This window comes from Balneolaceae bacterium, assembly GCA_034521495.1.
Classification (GTDB): domain Bacteria; phylum Bacteroidota; class Rhodothermia; order Balneolales; family Balneolaceae; genus Rhodohalobacter.
Genome location: JAXHMK010000010.1, coordinates 500481 through 517561 on the forward strand (window position 1 = coordinate 500481; position 17081 = coordinate 517561).

General features: G+C 41.7%; 17 protein-coding genes. 13 read left to right on the forward strand and 4 right to left on the reverse strand.

Translation table 11 applies throughout. The features are described 5' to 3' along the window. Nucleotides 1–182: 182 nt before the first annotated feature. The 3 genes from U5K72_11040 (at nucleotide 183) to U5K72_11050 (ending at nucleotide 3185) form a co-directional block, all read left to right on the forward strand. Nucleotides 183–1790, forward strand: a complete 1608-nt coding sequence (locus U5K72_11040) for a transposase (protein ID MDZ7719339.1) — start codon at nucleotides 183–185, stop codon at nucleotides 1788–1790. Between the two features lie 135 nt (nucleotides 1791–1925). Further along, nucleotides 1926–2180, forward strand: a complete 255-nt coding sequence (locus U5K72_11045) for a hypothetical protein (GenBank protein ID MDZ7719340.1) — start codon at nucleotides 1926–1928, stop codon at nucleotides 2178–2180. A gap of 222 nt (nucleotides 2181–2402) precedes the next feature. Further along, nucleotides 2403–3185: a hypothetical protein gene (locus tag U5K72_11050; protein MDZ7719341.1), complete on the forward strand. Its 783-nt coding sequence runs from the start codon at nucleotides 2403–2405 to the stop codon at nucleotides 3183–3185. Nucleotides 3186–3264: 79 nt separating this feature from the next. Here the strand turns inward: U5K72_11050 and U5K72_11055 are convergent, their stop codons facing one another. Then, the gene (locus U5K72_11055) at nucleotides 3265–4008 is read right to left on the reverse strand and encodes an ROK family protein (GenBank protein ID MDZ7719342.1); all 744 of its coding nucleotides are present in this window, start codon (nucleotides 4006–4008) and stop codon (nucleotides 3265–3267) included. 180 nt (nucleotides 4009–4188) lie between these two features. Here U5K72_11055 and U5K72_11060 point away from each other — a divergent pair, with 180 nt between their 5' ends. Beyond that, the gene (locus U5K72_11060; GenBank protein ID MDZ7719343.1) at nucleotides 4189–4887 is read left to right on the forward strand and encodes a hypothetical protein; all 699 of its coding nucleotides are present in this window, start codon (nucleotides 4189–4191) and stop codon (nucleotides 4885–4887) included. An 80-nt stretch (nucleotides 4888–4967) separates the two neighbouring features. Then, nucleotides 4968–5270 carry a TIGR03643 family protein gene (locus tag U5K72_11065; GenBank protein ID MDZ7719344.1) on the forward strand — a complete coding sequence of 101 codons (303 nt, stop codon included), beginning with the start codon at nucleotides 4968–4970 and terminating at the stop codon, nucleotides 5268–5270. 52 nt (nucleotides 5271–5322) lie between these two features. On the opposite strand, the gene U5K72_11070 is transcribed toward U5K72_11065, so the two are convergent. After that, the gene (locus U5K72_11070; protein ID MDZ7719345.1) at nucleotides 5323–6459 is read right to left on the reverse strand and encodes a hypothetical protein; all 1137 of its coding nucleotides are present in this window, start codon (nucleotides 6457–6459) and stop codon (nucleotides 5323–5325) included. 452 nt (nucleotides 6460–6911) lie between these two features. Between U5K72_11070 and U5K72_11075 the strand changes: the two genes are divergently transcribed. The 3 genes from U5K72_11075 to U5K72_11085 all read left to right on the forward strand — a co-directional run bounded on the left by U5K72_11075 (nucleotide 6912) and on the right by U5K72_11085 (nucleotide 9154). After that, the gene (locus U5K72_11075) at nucleotides 6912–7274 is read left to right on the forward strand and encodes a hypothetical protein (GenBank protein ID MDZ7719346.1); all 363 of its coding nucleotides are present in this window, start codon (nucleotides 6912–6914) and stop codon (nucleotides 7272–7274) included. 139 nt (nucleotides 7275–7413) lie between these two features. Continuing rightward, entirely contained in the window at nucleotides 7414–8232 is an 819-nt protein-coding gene (locus U5K72_11080; GenBank protein ID MDZ7719347.1) for a helix-turn-helix domain-containing protein, read from the forward strand. A 127-nt stretch (nucleotides 8233–8359) separates the two neighbouring features. Next, a complete protein-coding gene (locus U5K72_11085; protein MDZ7719348.1) occupies nucleotides 8360–9154 on the forward strand; it encodes a hypothetical protein in 795 nt (264 codons plus the stop codon). Between the two features lie 58 nt (nucleotides 9155–9212). Here U5K72_11085 and U5K72_11090 read toward each other — a convergent pair whose 3' ends face one another. Then, entirely contained in the window at nucleotides 9213–10439 is a 1227-nt protein-coding gene (locus U5K72_11090; GenBank protein ID MDZ7719349.1) for a T9SS type A sorting domain-containing protein, read from the reverse strand. 94 nt (nucleotides 10440–10533) lie between these two features. After that, nucleotides 10534–10713 carry a hypothetical protein gene (locus tag U5K72_11095; GenBank protein ID MDZ7719350.1) on the reverse strand — a complete coding sequence of 60 codons (180 nt, stop codon included), beginning with the start codon at nucleotides 10711–10713 and terminating at the stop codon, nucleotides 10534–10536. A gap of 40 nt (nucleotides 10714–10753) precedes the next feature. On the opposite strand from U5K72_11095, the gene U5K72_11100 reads away from it, so the two are divergent. The 5 genes from U5K72_11100 (at nucleotide 10754) to U5K72_11120 (ending at nucleotide 17074) form a co-directional block, all read left to right on the forward strand. Continuing rightward, nucleotides 10754–11395, forward strand: a complete 642-nt coding sequence (locus U5K72_11100; GenBank protein MDZ7719351.1) for a thymidine kinase — start codon at nucleotides 10754–10756, stop codon at nucleotides 11393–11395. Beyond that, nucleotides 11395–12723, forward strand: a complete 1329-nt coding sequence (locus U5K72_11105; GenBank protein MDZ7719352.1) for a nucleoside transporter C-terminal domain-containing protein — start codon at nucleotides 11395–11397, stop codon at nucleotides 12721–12723. Before U5K72_11100 ends, U5K72_11105 begins: the two co-directional genes overlap by 1 nt. 133 nt (nucleotides 12724–12856) lie before the next feature. Then, nucleotides 12857–14755, forward strand: a complete 1899-nt coding sequence (locus U5K72_11110) for a peptidylprolyl isomerase (protein MDZ7719353.1) — start codon at nucleotides 12857–12859, stop codon at nucleotides 14753–14755. A 57-nt stretch (nucleotides 14756–14812) separates the two neighbouring features. Beyond that, nucleotides 14813–15658 carry a peptidyl-prolyl cis-trans isomerase gene (locus tag U5K72_11115; GenBank protein ID MDZ7719354.1) on the forward strand — a complete coding sequence of 282 codons (846 nt, stop codon included), beginning with the start codon at nucleotides 14813–14815 and terminating at the stop codon, nucleotides 15656–15658. A 12-nt stretch (nucleotides 15659–15670) separates the two neighbouring features. Beyond that, a complete protein-coding gene (locus U5K72_11120) occupies nucleotides 15671–17074 on the forward strand; it encodes a peptidylprolyl isomerase (GenBank protein MDZ7719355.1) in 1404 nt (467 codons plus the stop codon). Nucleotides 17075–17081 lie beyond the last annotated feature (7 nt).

The following is a 17081-nucleotide window of genomic DNA, read 5'->3' on the forward strand; positions in this document are numbered from 1 at the left end:
TATATTGGTTTATATCTATTTACGGATTAGTTGAAATGTTTTATTTAAAATACCGAAGGGCCATAATATTGGCCAATTTGTCGTTTAATTTTGGTGAGTATTCAAGAATTAAAGCGGTGTATTTTTAGATATTTCGAGGTCTATTTTGTATATTCTAACTTCATAAATAACAGTTAGATACTATGTTTAGAAAATCTCCAAAACACCCTCAGATTGACCTGTTATCCTCGGCTGGCCAGCATCTCGATGAGCGCCGCCAGCGTCAGCTTCGCGATCCCCATCGATGGCATAACTCCTTTTACGAACACGTATTCAGCCAAATCGATGAATCGATCTTCCATGTTTTGTTTGACGATCAGATGGGCGCACCCAACGCCCCGGTCCGGCAGCTGGTGGGGATGATGATCCTTAAAGACGGATTTGGATTCAGCGATGAGCAGCTCTTTGAAGCCTGCCGGTTCCACCTGCTGTTCCGCCAGGCCCTGGGACTTGTCAATCTCAACGACCCACCTCCCACCGAATCTACCTATTACCTGTTTCGAAAGCGTATCTATGAGTATGATCGCGAGCACGGCACGGACCTGCTTGGCCGGGTGTTTGGGGCCATGACCAGTGATCAGCTGCTTGAGTTTGATGTTGGCGGGCAGAAAATCCGTATGGACAGCAAACTGATCGGCAGCAACATCGCCAGTTTTTCCCGCTTTGAGCTGGTCTGCCGGACGCTGAAGGTGTTTTGGCGAAGTCTTTCCGAACAGGCTCAGGAAATTGCCCCCCAATCGGCCTACCAGGCGATGCAGGAGCTGGCCGCCGAGGACGCTCAGAGCACCGTTTACCGCTCCACCCACCAGGAGATTCAACAGCGGCTGGAAGACCTTGGAGGCCTGGTGGCCAGTCTTCTGGATACGTACAGCTGCGAGGACAGTTCTACATACGATCTTTTGAAGCAGGTTTTTACCGAACAATATACGATCGATGAGGATGATGATGATTCAGGGCAGGTGAGCGCACGGGATACCCAGCAGATCACCGCCGACAGCATCCAGTCGCCTGATGATCCGGAGTGCAGCTACCGGCGTAAAGGCGGCCAGGCGGTCAAAGGCTACACCGTGAACCTGACCGAGACGATTGACGAGGAACAGGAGTTACAGTTGATTACCGATGTGCACCTTGCCCCGGCCGATTGCAGCGATACAGACATGTTGGCCCCGGCCATTGAGGCCACCGAACAGCGTACCGGCCGCCAGGTGGACACCTGCTACGCCGATGGAGCCTATAATCGAAGCATAGACAAAGACCAGGAGGCTGACCAGCAGCACGTTGAGATGGTATTGAGTGGTATTCAGGGCGCCCCCTCCCGCTTTGAGCTTACCGAAACCGAGCAGGGAGTAACCGTGTATGATACGAAAACCGGTAACACCCATCCCGCCGAGCCGGCTCGCCGCCAGAAAAACTCCACCGAACAGCGATGGAGGATTCGGCTGGACGAGAGCCAGCCCTGCAGGTATTTCGGACAATCGGCCATTCGGGCCTCGGCCCGACGGCAGGCAATAGCCGAGCGCCCGGCGAGCGAACGCAACAAACGTAATAATGTGGAGGCGAGTATCTGGCACCTGACCCACACCTTGCGTTCCGATAAAACGTGCTATCGGGGATTAATCAAACATAAATTATGGGCATGGTGTCGGGCCATATGGGTGAATATGAGGCGTATTCAGCGATACATAAGCCAATTGGATGAATCAGGCGAACAAACCCAGCACTATACCCCGAAAACTGCTCAAATAGCCTGATCGAAGCAGGCTCAACAAAATGACAAATTCGATTTTACAGGAGAGTAGACCATCGAATCGTACAGGATAATCACTGAAATTGATAATGAAGTTATCAATGATCAAACCGCTGAGGACGCCGGGTTCTTTCGATTTATGAATGAAGGATCTGGTTTAGTTACAATTCTTGTACCGGGAGTTTCACTGGTAGACAATCCAATCACCTGGAATTATAAACAAAAAAATGAGGAGTTGATTATTGACTATCAAACCGGACAGGATCTGTTTAATTACCAGGTTTCCTTTCATGAGGGGGATCATGTAACCCTTCGATATGAAAAAATTACACAATCCAAAGAATCTTCTTCCCTGTTCAGAAATACAATTGAGCTAACAAAGACAAAGAGTTAATTCATTTAGAAATTGGTTTCATCATTTTAAACACCGTTTAAAAAATGATCTCACTCATATACAACTGAGAGACACCTAAAACCTTTCTCTTAAAAAAGTCCAAACATTTCTGCTAAAAGTACAAGACTTTTCCCTGTCCCAATCCCATCTTCACTTAAGTAAAATTGGACGAAGCCGAAAATCCATCTCTAAAGAGTAGGCTAATAAAAAACTATAGATATTATGATCAGACTAAAGATTGGTAAATGGGCAATTCAATTTGTGATGTGTGCATTTCTGTTTGTGGGAATGGGTACAAATTTACAGGCACAGGACGATTCTGAAAATAAACCGATGCTGTTGAGCATAACTGAATTCCATGTGAAATTAGGTGAAAATTTAGCCTTCCAGGAAGGAGTAAAAGCATGGAAATCTTGCTACCTGGAAAATGATGGGGAATGGACCTGGAATATGTGGAATCGAATGAACGGGGAGGGTACGGTTTACTACCTGACATCATACTCTGCAAGTTGGGCTGAATTCACCGCTGAAGATCCGGCAGGCCAAGCATGTTACCGGCAAGCGGCAGAACTGATCTACCCGGCAGTTGAAAGCTATGAAGATCACTTCTCCTGGACCAAACCGGAATGGAGCATGACTCCCGGTGAATCACAAAATACGGTTGTGGAAGTTGCCTTCTTTCGGGTAAACAACTGGGGATTATTCAATTCACTGGCCTCCGAAGTGATGGAAATTATTGAAGAAGCAGAAGGCAGCAAACGGTCTTTATGGTATGAATCACACGGCGGTGGGCCGGATGGTTTTCACTATATGAATGTGTTTCCATATGAAAACATGGAAGCATTGGATGATCCTTATGAAAGTGCGTGGTCTATTGTTGCCGAAACAGAAGGCGAAGATAAACGTGGCGAACTCCTGGAAGATTACAGAAACTCTGTAGAAAATTCCTGGATGTATATTATGAGACTCAATGAAGAGATGAGCCATTCTGGCGGGGACGAATAATTAATAGCAGAAAACAAATCAAGAGATATCACAGCCCCGCTTTGTTTTGGTTAGCGGGGCTTTTTTATTAAAAATATACCTATATCTCCTGTTTTACCGAGGCAGCAAGTGCAGCACCAATAATACCCGCATGATTACGACTTTGGGCCGGGACAACTTCGGTATCCAAATCAAGATAATTTTTATAATTCTTAAATTTTTTACTGACACCGCCACCGATAATGATCAAATCCGGCCAAAACAGGAATTCAATTAACTGCAAGTATTCATTGACTCTTCCACCCCACTCCTTCCAACTTAAATCTTCTTTTTTCCTGACTGAATTTGCTGCATACTCTTCTGCCGCCATACCATGCATCGGTATATGCCCTAATTCCGTATTTGGTACCAACTGTTGATTGTGATAAACAGCTGTGCCAATACCGGTCCCAAAAGCAGCTAAAAATATAGTCCCGTAACGATTCTCCCCCGCTCCAAACCCCACCTCTGCATACCCGGCAGCATCTACATCATTCACAAGGTGGGTGGGGCAGCCTGTACCCTTCTCAATTTTTTCGGAGGCGTTTACACCAATCCACGAATCATCGATATTTGAAGCTGTTTTAACAATTTCATGTTTCACAGCAGCTGGAAATCCACAACCTACCGCTCCCTGCCATTTAAAGTGATTAATTATCGCTTCAATAGTTTCAAGTACAGCTGAAGGTGTTGCCGGCTTTGGAGTTGGAATTCGATAGCGTTCGGTAATCATTTCACCTCGTTTTATATCTACAATTCCTCCTTTAATTCCTGATCCACCGACATCTATTCCTAAAATTTCCATATCTGAATAATTAATAATTGATACATGTTTTTTTTATGTGTTATTCAACAGATGCCAATTTAATAAACTAAAACAGTTCATCAAGCAAATAAACACGAATTAAATGCTCAGCCTTCACCAACTTTTGCTTTTCTCCAGCTAATCACTGATAATATTAAAACTAAAAAGAATGAGGGATTTATGAACAGGGTAAGGCTGGATTACACAAATTCAAGCATTGTGTTTGTTGGCTTATTGCTCATCTCTATTGTGGCATTCTGGCCAACCTATTTTGCTGTTTTCTTTGATAGTGAATTCTACATCCATCTTCATGTATTCTTTGCGGTTCTTTGGTTTGGCATGTTGATTGTTCAACCCTATCTCATTAAATCCCGGCGGCTTGATTTGCATCGGTTTGCAGGTAAGATCTCATACCTGATAGCACCCTTTGTAGTAATTAGTATAGGCCTGCTCGCTCATAACAATCTTATTCATGCTTCTGAATCTTTCTATCCTATTCAAACATACATCCTCTATTTACAGCTCTCATTGGCATTTTTGTTTGCTATCACCTATGGATGTGCAGTCTATTATCGAAAAACAAAAGCAATCCATTCGAGATGTATGATTGCAACATCCTTTACATTTATTGACCCAATATTTGCTCGGCTTTTCAATATAGCAGATCTAAATACTCCTTTTAGCAATCAGGTGATTACATTTATGCTTGTCAACCTCATCCTGGTTGTTCTTTCCATCCTGGATCGCAATAATAGAAAAGCAAAATGGGTGTATCCGAGTCTCTTGATTCTTTACCTGATTATAGAAATACCCATCTTCTTTAACCTGACCGGAATGAATTGGTGGCAATCGTTTGCTGAATGGTTTGGTTCATTGTGAAATTATCTCAAAAAAGAGGTAACCTACCGAACGGTTTGATCATAAATAGTGCTTATTCGGATGAACAAAAATGAATTCTTATGAGCACGGATTACAAAGAAAAGTACAGCATCGAGCCTCACGAAGCTGATCGAATCATAGGCATGGCATGGGAAGATCGAACTCCCTTTGAAGCGATTGAAGTCCAGTTTGGCTTAAGCGAAGATGAGGTAATCGATTTTATGCGTCGTAATCTCAAAGAGAATAGTTTCAGGCGATGGAGACGCAGAGTTTCAGGACGAGAGACCAAACACAGAAAGCTTCGAAAAAATGAGGTTAACCGCTTTGTCTCCCCGGCTCAAAACCCGATTACGAATAACCGAATTTCCAAGAAGAGGTATTAGACACAAAAAAAGCGCTGCTATAAGACAGCGCTCGTAGAGTAACTCGGTATTTTTACATTTTCGGTAATCCATCCCCATCCGGCATGGGGGCAAAATTGGAGTGAACCAGCTTCCAACCGCCATCTTCCAACAGCCAAACCTCAGATGCCCGGGTGTGATAATCCACATCATCTCCTGAATCATTCATTGTATAATTTCCGGTGCTTGTGTAGGTGGTAATAGCCATATCCATGGCTTGATTAAAGTAAACGTTGATTCCATCCACTTCCCATTCATTCCACGTAAAACTTGTGTTATCCATAGGTTCATTAATAGCCATACATGGATTCATATTAGAATTACATCCAATCATGGTCATTCCCTCGGGCTGGAATTTTTTCGCACCCTCGGTATCATTCATCATTGTGTAATGAATGCGTTCTTTTGTATAAGTTTTGATTGAATCTGTCAAAGCTTCTTGATTGGACGTCCGCCAGTAAATTCCCGCATTTCTTTGATACGCAGAGGGACCGGCCGCATAATTCATTGCTTGTAATTGACTGTCGAGAGCTTTTTCAAAATCACCGGCTTCTGCATAATGTTCAGCCCTGGAATCGTATGCGTTAGGTCCGTCATGCATGGCAATTGCTTTTTCGATGGTTTCAATTGCCATATCCAAATCTCTTTCCACTTCATCATCCCATGTATATGCATACGAAATCATGTTGTACGCAGGAGATGCATAATTAGGAAATGATTCTGCAAACTCCTCAAAAGCTGGTAACTGTTCATCACTGGCCATTGCTCCCCATAATTGAAATAACGGAACATCCGGATGGTCATTTGCTGCGCTCATTCTAACTTCCTGCCAATCATCTTGCTCATTGACCATAATTGTGTACCACGCCATTTCACTTTCTGAAAGGTTTGATGTATCTAAATTTTCAAGCTGCTCGGCCCGATTTCCAAAGTTACCACCCATGGCTGCATTAATTTTTAATAGTTTGGCTGCACCACAATTTGGATCAACCATAAGAGCGGCATTCGCCATGCCCACTGCAAATGGTGTTTCAAGATTTACCATGTGTGCAATGGCCTGGTCGGTGATATTGGATGCTGTTGAATTACACGATTTACCCGGTAACCATTGTGCATAAACCGTGCTTGAACATAGAAAGCATATAGCAATGGTTGTCATCAATTTATTCATAACTTGTTCCCCTTTTTATGCCGTAAGAAATGCAAGGCATAGTTTATATTTGCAGAAATCAAGGTTTGATACCACAAAAACTTGATCTCTCTGTTATCATAAACATCAATTAACGCTAAATCTGTATAATATCCTAATCCACTGTATTTATTAAGGTTATTCTAATCTATAATTTTTAAAAACTACATTTACTCTTAATTCCTCTGTTTAATTCAGAATCGCTTCTCTCTATCAATTGCTGGTACCACAAATACTGATAAAGTAGATATCAGGATATATGTCGATTTTTTACAATCATTCTGCCCTGTCAGCTCATAGCTTCTCTATAAACAAACACAAATAGAAATTAGAACTAAACAATAAAGATTGTGGACAACCATCAAACTTCAAGAAAATTAAAATTTTGGGGGATGGTGCTATTCCTCTTCGGGTTAATAACCGGCTTTGCTATCATGGCTTTTACAAACCCGAGACAAGGGTTAGCCGCTCATCTGGAAGGAGTAATGAATGGGATGTTTTTAGTAATTGCAGGTTTTGTATGGTCTGAATTAATGCTTTCACAGCGATTCAGGAACGTTTTGTACTGGACACTCCTTTATGGAACGTTTGCAAACTGGGGTTTCACTATTGTAGGAGCTATCTTCGGTACCTCAGAAACCACTCCAATAGCGGGTGCAGGATACTCCGGAACAGAACTGCAAGAAACTATTGTGTCTGCAGGTTTACTAACTGTGGGCCTGACTATGGTTTTCTCGTTGATTGTTATTGTCTATGGACTTCGGGGTAAAATGAAAGTAAAGAATGAGAGCAATTAACGAGAATATTATTGCAGTATCTTGAACCGAAATCCCGTCTTAAAGAAATCTCGCTTTTTAGATTCGATTTTATTTGCTTGTAGTAAGCTTATTATCAGCTTCAGCTGATCTCTATGCTTTAAAACAAACTACAATCAACATGTCTATATCAATTCTTGAGTACCATCCGGGTGAACCGCTTCAGCCATTTGTAGAACTATTTTGGGAAGGCCGATTTAATATCAGTCAACATGGTATTTTGAAACAGAGAGTGGTGCCAAATGGGTTTGTTGAATTAATTATTCACTTCTCAGATCTTCACTGCGATCTTAAACGAAAAAGAGCCTGGTCTCAATCACCCGATTATACAATTATTGGCTTGCATTCCAAGCCGTATGAAGTACAATTCAGTGATCTGGTACATGCGTTTGGCATCCGGTTCAAACCGGAGGGAATCTACAACCTCTTTGGCATCCCGGCATCTTTGTTTCGGGAGGGATATGATGATATGAAACTTATCCTGGGGCCAACATTTCATTACTTTTGTGAAGAGTTAAGGGATGCTTGTAACGGCAGGAAACGTTTAGATTTAGCCAAGCAATATCTGATCACACAGCTTCAAAAGAATAACCCAGAACTGACCTATGTGAATCGGGCGGCAGAGTTGATTCGAAACACCAATGAGTTTGATAAAATTGAAGAATTACCCAATATAGTTTATGTCAGCTTACGTCAATTAGAGCGGGAGTTCAAAGAAAAAATTGGAACAACTCCCAAAAGATATATGCGGATTAACCGGCTCAACGAAGTCTATAAAATGCTGGAGAATCAAAAAAAGCTGAATTATTCAAAAGTGGCCTATGAATGCGGATATTCTGATCAATCTCATTTTATCCGGGACTTTAAAAGTATCATGGGAGTTAAGCCTACAATTTTTGTTAAAAACAGGCACCAATTTCTCGTTTCTGGCACAACGTAAATAATAAAATATCATTCAAATTTATTCTAAAAAAAGCGCTTTTTTATAATTCTGAGTAAGATATTTTACAATTTGTTTGAATAATTTTGTTAATTAAGGTAAACCCAAATAAAAAGGGAATACTGGTATGAAAAAGATAACTCTCTTCTCAATTCAACTGTTTCTGCTCGTAATTATATCGCAACCCGGAATCGCTCAATCAACTGAGGGATATTACATGCATATTGATTATGTAAATATTGACAAGAATGAAATCCCAACGTTCGAAAACCATATTTCTAATTTTCTCAAACCTGTACAAGAGTCACGTATAAATGAGGATATTATAGACGAATGGTATTTCTATAAAGTAGCCTATCCCGGTACTCAAGAACCAAAATATAATTACGTGGTTGTATCTATCAGTGAGGAACTGACAGATTTTGATGATTCAAATGAAAGGATATTTGATCGGATATCTGAGATGTCTGATGCTCAAATGACCGAGAATTTCAAAAAAATGTTAATCCCTTATCGCTCGGAATTATGGCGGGTTAATAACAGTGTATTAACGGATGAATCCGCGAAGATGAGCAAATACTTTATAATGGACTATATGGATGTCCACCTTGGAATGGAATATGCTTATCAAATGATGGAAGACGAGGTTGCCCTGCCTATTCACGAATACCGAATGGAAATTGATCAGATGAACGGTTGGGAACTTTTCAGCCTCATTGTTCCGGGGGGTACTGAATATGGATACAATTTTGCAACCGGAAACTATTACTCAAATCTCAGGCATTTTGAATTTGGCTTCACGGAAGAGATCATTCGCCAAAGCCACGCCGATACTGACGTTAACGAGATAAATGAAACCTTTTCTGAAACAAGGGATTTGGTACGCTCGGAAGTTTGGGAGCTCATTGAATATGTAAATTAAACGAACGTCTCTCATAGAGAACACAATTTCCCTCCTCATCTTTAATCCGTGAGGAGGGTTATTTAATATAACTCATCTTTTGTGTACGGCTCTCACCTGTTCCCAATTCCAATCTGTAGATATAAATTCCGCTGCTTAACCCGGATGCGTCAAATGTAAGTGTATGTTCTCCGGCGTTATATGGCTCTTGATCGGTTACAACAGAAATGGTACGCCCCATCATATCATATACACTCAGGCTTACAGTAGTTGGGGAATTTAGTTCAAAAGGAATGGTAGTTGCGGGATTAAACGGATTGGGATAGTTGGGGCCAACCGCAAATTCATCCGGAAGTTCAACAAATGTATCTTCGAAATTTTCTGTAAAATCAAAGCGTGTCCACACCGGGGCATGATCGGACGTTGTTGATTCAAAATTTTGGATATAACTGATATCTGCAACCTGTTGAGCTCCCTGAATATGGATCTTTTTTAATGTGTTCGTTGCAATAATATGATCGATAAAACTTCGGAACTGTTCTGACAGATAGGAGGCTTGGCCATCTTCTTCGAGCGGTAAGGTAATTGGCAGATAGAAATCATCCTCTACAAAAGGAGAATAGGGTGATGGTTCATTTTGATATGTGGATTCGGTTAAACCATCATTAAAATCACCCAAAACCAGTACACTTGCATTACTTCGGGATCGATCAAGATAGTTTTTTAATGATGCGGCAGAATTACTGCGCTGATTGTATGCATTTTGATCAGCGAAGGCTTTCGAGTGAAGATTGTAGGTGAACGTACGCAAAGTTTTTTCACCAATACTCAAATCGAATTCAAAGAATAAAGGAAAACGTCCACCTGCCCAATCATCTTCATCTTGTTGGGCCTCAAGCAAACCGGAGTCCAACGAATCTATAACTGATGTTCTAAACAGATAGGCTGTTTTCTGTTGTTGAACATAACTTGCGAAGAAACCGCTAAACCCTTCAAGGCTGTCTCTCAGAGCAAAGAAAAGCGGCTTATTTACAATCTCCTGGAAAGCATAGAGATCTGCATCGATTGTCCGTATGACCTCAATCACATTTTGCAGTTGAAGTTGATCATTATCAGGCCCTCTTTCAGAATCTCCAAACCACTCAATATTCCATGTCACAACATCAAACGTGCTGTCTTTAGAGATCTCCTGGAATGAAAATTCGGGTCTATCCTGGGCATGGATGGAATACACTGTAGAGAAAATCAACAGAATCAGAAGGGCTGCTTTCGGAATCTGTTGCCTGCAAAAAAGTCGTTGAATCATAGTCTTTAAATTGTGCATAATTTTTAAATAACCGGCTGTCGATTTCAACTCGACTGCCGAATTTGGGGCAATGATGCGGTATTTGACAGACACTTTAAAAGAGCTTTCCAGAAAACCAAACCGCCGATGCCTTGTCTGCAAGAAGGAATCGCCAGCCCAAAAATTCAATGGGCAGGGTACTCCCGGTAAAGTATAAAACAAGCTGAATATAAAGCGCAAAAACAGTTTGTAAATTCTCTTCTTTCTGTTTTGATTCGAGCAGGATATATTCCACCTGTTCAACCAATCCCGAAATTTGTAGGCTAAAAAATTATATGATTAATGAACCGTCTTTTCTGCCCAACCACGCGGGGTGGATAGAAGTTGTTTGCGGCGGGATGTTTAGCGGAAAAACTGAAGAACTTATTCGCAGGGCGAGGCGTGCTCATATTGCAGGGCAAAAAGTAGTAATTGTAAAACCTGCGCTTGATAACAGATACAGTGATTCTGAGGTTGTATCTCACAATGAGAACACTCTGCCGGGATTAACAGTAGATACCGCCGATCAAATTATCTTGTTAACATCATCCGCAAAAGTAGTGTGTATTGACGAAGCACAGTTTTTTGATGATCGCTTAATTGAGGTGGTAAATACGTTAGCAGACGACGGCAAGCGGGTCATCATCGCCGGGTTAGATATGGATTTTGAAGGCCGCCCTTTTAAACCGATGCCTCAATTACTGGCCATTGCGGAGTATGTTACAAAATTACATGCCATCTGTGCAGAAAGCGGAATGATGGCAAATTTCTCTCAGCGTGTTGTTGAGAACGAAGACCGGCTTCTCGTCGGCGAAAAAGATTCCTACGAACCTCGTGCCAGGCACTGCTTCCGCCCTCCTGTTGACAAAAAGCGTGGTAAAGCACTCCCGCCTTTAAATCAAACTTCACCTGATACAACAAAAGAAGAAAAATCTTAATGGATATACTCAGAGGCGTTATTGGGATGGTTGCGATTATTGGTATCGCAGTAGCTTTCAGCAATAATCGAAAAGCGATCAACTGGAAACTTGTTGGAACGGGACTTGGTATTCAATTTGTATTGGCTGTCTTTATTTTGAAAGGCTCAAATATGGCTGAATACTGGGCTCCCCTTGGTTGGCCAAAAGCCTTTTTCAGCTGGGTATCAAGCTTTTTTGTGATTGTTCTGGATTTTACAACTGAAGGCGCTGAATTTATTTTTGGTGATCTGGCTAAAAGTCCCGGTATGGAAGGCAGCCTTGGAAATTTCTTTGCCTTCCAGGTTCTCCCCACTATTGTCTTCTTTGCATCGCTGACCGCCATTCTATATCACTATGGAATTCTGCAAAAAGTTGTGAGCTGGATGTCATCCGGAATGCAGAAACTGATGGGAACATCCGGGGCTGAATCACTTTCGGTAGTAGCCAATATTTTTGTTGGTCAGACAGAATCTCCCCTTGTAATTGAGCCTTACATCAAAAAAATGACAAAATCTGAACTACTGACTGTTATGACAGGCGGAATGGCAACCATTGCCGGCGGTGTAATGGCTGCTTACGTACAGATGCTTGGCAATTCATATAGTACAGCTCAGGGAGTCCCATTGGATGTGGGACGGCTGATGTTTGCCGAGCAGCTCTTGGGAGCCAGTTTAATGGCCGCTCCGGCTGCCCTCGTTATTGCGAAAGTAATTTTCCCCGAAACATCAGAACCGGCTACCAAAGGTGATGTAAAAATGAGTGTAGAAAAAACCGATGCAAACGGAATTGATGCTGCGGCAACCGGTGCCGGTACCGGTCTGAAATTAGCTGCAAATGTTGGTGCTATGTTACTGGCATTCATTGCATTACTTGCAATGGGAAACTATTTTTTGGCTGAGATTGGAAATCTTGTGGGGTTGAATCAAGCACTGGGTTTTGAATTGACGATCGAAACAATACTGGGCTGGGCAATTGCACCGATTGCTTTTATTGTTGGTGTACCCTGGGCTGATGCGATCAACATGGGCTCACTTATTGGCACAAAAGTTGTCTTGAATGAATTTGTTGCCTATTTACAGCTTGCCGATATGGTTGAGCAAAATGTGCTGTCTCCTAAAACCATTACCATGGCCACATTTGCTCTTTGTGGATTTGCTAATTTTTCATCTATCGCCATTCAGATTGGAGGCATTGGCGGCCTGGCTCCTACCCGAAAGTCTGAGCTGGCAAGCTTTGGTCTTCTCGCTGTATTGGCTGGTACACTTGCCAATCTTATGACGGCCACAATTGCCGGCATGCTCTACTAATCAACTCCTAAATATTCATTTTGAAGACGTACAATAAGGAATCATGAGAACTAAGACTCACAATTCACGCAAATTAGGAACTTGTGCGATCCAACGTTCAATTTACAAACTTAAACCCGTTAGAAAATTTATAATGAGAACAAGGGCTTTTTTGATATGTGGGTTTGTATTGATTTTGAATCTGTCTTGCCAAACCACTCAAGAGATCACAAATAAGGAAGTTTCTGATGATGTAATTGCAACGATTGGAGATGAACAAGTAACAATCGATGAATTGCTAACTAACTTTAATCGAAACCGCAATGCAGAAGAGATTGATTCTACTGATATTCAGGAGTTCTATCCCTCCTACATTAATTACCGTTTAAAACTATATGAAGGGTACCAGCAAGGGTATCATAAAGATTCTACTATTCTTGCTGAGTTCAATGAATACGCCACAGATATAGCCAACCGGTATTGGATTGAAAATAAAATTAAAAATGATAGGATTGATACGTTTAAAAACCGGTTTCAGTATGAATTGAAAGCTTTTCATATCCTAAAGGAACTTCCCGAAAATGCCCTGCCCAAAGACACTGCCGAGGTATACAACACACTGATTTCTGTTCGGGATTCCTTGCTGAATGGAGCAAGTTTTGAGGAAATGAACGAGCGGCACTCCTCAAAACGAGAAGGGCGATCAATCGGTGGCCAGCTTTCCTGGATTACAGCCGGAAGTACAATTGAGCCGTTTGAGAATGCAGTGTACAGTCTTGAACCGGGTGAAATCTCCCCTCCCATACGTTCCCAATTTGGGTATCACCTGATTTTATTACAGGAAATACGCCCAAGAACTCCTCACAGATTGGTAAAACACATTTTTGTTCGCAAGAAAGATGATGGCTCCGGTCAGTCAAAAATTGATGAAGCATTCCAGGCATTAGAAGCAGATAGCTCCTGGAGCGATGTTTTACAGAATTACACGGAAGACCCTTCCACCAAAAACAGAGATGGTTCGCTGGGCTGGGTTGGATATGGTGCAAGATTTCCCCAGGAGTTGATTGAATTTGCCATTAAAACTCACCCGGATAGTTCTTATTCTATTCCCTATGAAGCGGGTTACGGCTATCACATTATGAAAGTGGACTCGGTTCGAACCTTTAAAAATGAAGCCCAAGAGGAAGAGTTCATTACAAATCGACTGGAAGAATTGGGACGGCTCAACCCGGATCAAAAAGATCTCTATAATCGCATCGCTGCAGAAAGTGACATTAGTATCTACCGGGAGAACTTTTCGAAACTACTTCTTGGCGAAATTGAAGAATCAGACAGCACTGAGGTCCAGCCTGGATTGAACCTGATTCAATTCAACAATGAAATGTATCGTTCATCTGATTTTCAGTATTGGCTGAACAATATTTCGTCGGCTGATGATGTGATGCAATCGGGCAATATTATTGAATCGTACCGCGATTATATCATCCAACAGAATCTTGTTGATTTTACCCGAAACCAATTCCCGGAATTTGCAACCCAGGTTGATCACTTTCTTGAAGGCCTGATTGTGTTTAAAGTAAATGAAGAAAATATCTGGAACCCGGATAGGGTTGATCGCTCTACATTGAAGGCTTTTTACGAGTCAAACCAAAATGATTACAGAAAAGGGATAACCTATCACTACACCGAAATTTCAGCACCATCGGATAGTATTATGCAAATGGTTCAGAAGGAATTCACTGACGGTTCAACCAAGAATGAAATTTCTAAGCAATTTGAAGAAGTAGTGATGGACGAAGATTCAACCAGTTACCCGCAAGATCCCGCATATTCCGTTGTTGAAAAACTTGAATTGGGAGAATTTTCCAAGCCTGATTCCGTTAATGAAAAAGTATCTATTTATCGTTTGGATGATGTTAAGGATGAGCGGATTCTTTCTTTTGAAGAGGCGTATAATCAGGTATTTACAGATTATCAGCCCATTCGTGAAGAAAACTATATCAATCAATTAAAAAGTAAGTATAACCTGCAATTGTATCCCGAAAATCTATAATAACTGATGAAAATCAACTTTGTTTTTTGTATTTCATTGTGCCTGATATGGAGCACAGTGAGTTGTACAAGCCAGCAGCAGTCGTCTGGCAGTGTAACTATTGCATCAGTTGACGGAGCGGAACTTTCGCTTGAAGATGCACTGAGTGAAATACCATCATTTGTTTTCGAAGAAGATTCTACCCGGGCCATACAACGTTATGCAGAACAATGGGTAAGAAAACAGATTACTCTGCAGCATGCTGAACGCGAGGGTGTTCATAAAACAGAACAGTTCAGGCAAAAAATGGACAGATATTATAACCAGGCACTCGATGCTCATCTGAAGGAATTAATTCTTGAAGAAAATAGCGAAGAGCTTGAAGTATCACGTGAGGAAGCACAAAATTACTACCAGGCGAACAAAGATCGCTTCGTGCTGGATGAATCGTATTTGCAATTTCGCCATCTTACAACTGCTACACGAACAGAAGCAGATAACGCAAACCGTGAATTAGCAAATGGAGTACCCTGGGAAGAAATTGTTCAGAAGTACAGCGTTCAGCCCGGTCAGCAACTAAGAGAATCGAACATGTACTGGCCTATTTCGATGGCAGCAGCCGATATACCTGCATTAAATGAGTATCTGAGCGTAATGGGAATCACCGAGCGGTCTCCTATTCACTTTTATGAAGGGCAATATCATTTTGTACAGTTGGTGGATATTAAATCTGCCGGAGAGTACCCGGAACTGGATTGGCTCATCCCACAAATACAAGAATGGCTGAAGCTTGAAAAATCCAGAAGAATAACAAATGCTTACATTCGAAATCTTTATCTTCAGGCAGAAGCGAATAATGAAATTGATTTGGCTAACGTTAGTGAAATCAAAACCATTCTATCTGAAAAATTTAGAAATCAATAATAACTGATTTTAATGAACACGTTTTTGAAAGGACTCACAACATTTCTTTTACTACTCATCTTCTCAACGCCGGCACTCTCGCAAAATGCTCAAGTGTCTGACAAAATCGTTGCAATTGTTAACGATCGGATTATCCTGAAATCGGATGTGGACAGTGAAGTACAAAATTACCTTCGGCAGGCAGGAGTTGAAAACCAGGAAGTAAATTTTTCCAAAGGCCTTTGGTACAGTGCCTTGCAAAGCATGGTTGATAATTATGTGCTGCTTCAAAAAGCTCAGATCGACTCGATTGTTGTGAGTGATGAACAGGTGAACCGAATGATGGATCAGCGGATTCAGCAACTTACACGACAAGCCGGAAGCGAAGAAGCTCTTGAAAATGCTTTTGGACAAAGCCTTGTTGAAATTCGGGCAGAATTCAGAGAACAATTTCGGGATCAACTGACTGCACAACGTGTTCAGCAAACAAAAATTCAGGATATTAATATTACACGACCTGAAGTTCAGGAGTTTTTTAACCAGATACCTCAAAACCAGGTTCCCATGATTCCGGAACAAGTGGCTATTTCCCAAATTGTAGCTATTCCTCCCCCGCTTGACGATGCCCGTGAAGCAGCTTTACAAGAAGCATTAGCACTGCGGGATTCCGTTACAACCGGCGGAAAGAATTTTGAAGAGATGGCCCGGAAATACAGCGATGGACCAACCGGTGCAAGAGGTGGACTTTTACCACTAATGCCGCTCGACGACCTTGTAGCAAATTACTCAGCAGCTGCATCAGCGCTCCAACCCGGAGAGATATCAGAAGTTGTTGAAACGCAATTCGGTTTCCATGTTATTCGACTAAACCGCCGTGTTGGAGATGAAATTGAGACCAATCATATTTTGATAGAAATTGGTGATGAAAGTGTGGATGAAGAGGCTGCTATTAACAAACTTGAAGCATTACGTGATAGTGTTTTAAATCATGATGAATCATTTGCAGATCTTGCCCGAAGGCATTCAGAAGATGAACAGACAGCTCCGCTTGGAGGAAAAATTTACAATCAACAAAATGGAGCCCGGCTTATTCCGCTCGATCAATTAGATCCGGCATTATACAGAATTGTATTACTTCTGGATGAAGAAGGTGAGATCTCAGAACCAAAAACATACAATCCAAACAATCCGAATGTGAGCCGGGCATTTCGAATTGTACGGCTCGACCAACATGTACCGGAACACAGAGCTAACCTGGATGATGATTATGACAGGATCAGGCAGATTGCTTTGCAACAGAAACAAGCACGCATCATGCGTCAGTGGATCGATGAATTAAGGGAAGAGGTTTATGTTGAATTCAAAATCCCAATTCCAGACGACCTGAATACACCACAGATGGCTCCGGGAGACGTCACTCCAGAAGCAGAAATTTAGAGTTTAT

What these genes read in the sequence shown, in the direction of transcription:
- U5K72_11040 (MDZ7719339.1), top strand. Translation starts at nt 183, where the DNA reads ATGTTTAGAAAATCTCCAAAACACCCTCAGATTGACCTGTTATCCTCG.
- U5K72_11045 (MDZ7719340.1), top strand. Translation starts at nt 1,926, where the DNA reads ATGAATGAAGGATCTGGTTTAGTTACAATTCTTGTACCGGGAGTTTCA.
- U5K72_11050 (MDZ7719341.1), top strand. Translation starts at nt 2,403, where the DNA reads ATGATCAGACTAAAGATTGGTAAATGGGCAATTCAATTTGTGATGTGT.
- U5K72_11055 (MDZ7719342.1), bottom strand. Translation starts at nt 4,008, where the DNA reads ATGGAAATTTTAGGAATAGATGTCGGTGGATCAGGAATTAAAGGAGGA.
- U5K72_11060 (MDZ7719343.1), top strand. Translation starts at nt 4,189, where the DNA reads ATGAACAGGGTAAGGCTGGATTACACAAATTCAAGCATTGTGTTTGTT.
- U5K72_11065 (MDZ7719344.1), top strand. Translation starts at nt 4,968, where the DNA reads ATGAGCACGGATTACAAAGAAAAGTACAGCATCGAGCCTCACGAAGCT.
- U5K72_11070 (MDZ7719345.1), bottom strand. Translation starts at nt 6,459, where the DNA reads ATGAATAAATTGATGACAACCATTGCTATATGCTTTCTATGTTCAAGC.
- U5K72_11075 (MDZ7719346.1), top strand. Translation starts at nt 6,912, where the DNA reads ATGGCTTTTACAAACCCGAGACAAGGGTTAGCCGCTCATCTGGAAGGA.
- U5K72_11080 (MDZ7719347.1), top strand. Translation starts at nt 7,414, where the DNA reads ATGTCTATATCAATTCTTGAGTACCATCCGGGTGAACCGCTTCAGCCA.
- U5K72_11085 (MDZ7719348.1), top strand. Translation starts at nt 8,360, where the DNA reads ATGAAAAAGATAACTCTCTTCTCAATTCAACTGTTTCTGCTCGTAATT.
- U5K72_11090 (MDZ7719349.1), bottom strand. Translation starts at nt 10,439, where the DNA reads ATGATTCAACGACTTTTTTGCAGGCAACAGATTCCGAAAGCAGCCCTT.
- U5K72_11100 (MDZ7719351.1), top strand. Translation starts at nt 10,754, where the DNA reads ATGATTAATGAACCGTCTTTTCTGCCCAACCACGCGGGGTGGATAGAA.
- U5K72_11105 (MDZ7719352.1), top strand. Translation starts at nt 11,395, where the DNA reads ATGGATATACTCAGAGGCGTTATTGGGATGGTTGCGATTATTGGTATC.
- U5K72_11110 (MDZ7719353.1), top strand. Translation starts at nt 12,857, where the DNA reads ATGAGAACAAGGGCTTTTTTGATATGTGGGTTTGTATTGATTTTGAAT.
- U5K72_11120 (MDZ7719355.1), top strand. Translation starts at nt 15,671, where the DNA reads ATGAACACGTTTTTGAAAGGACTCACAACATTTCTTTTACTACTCATC.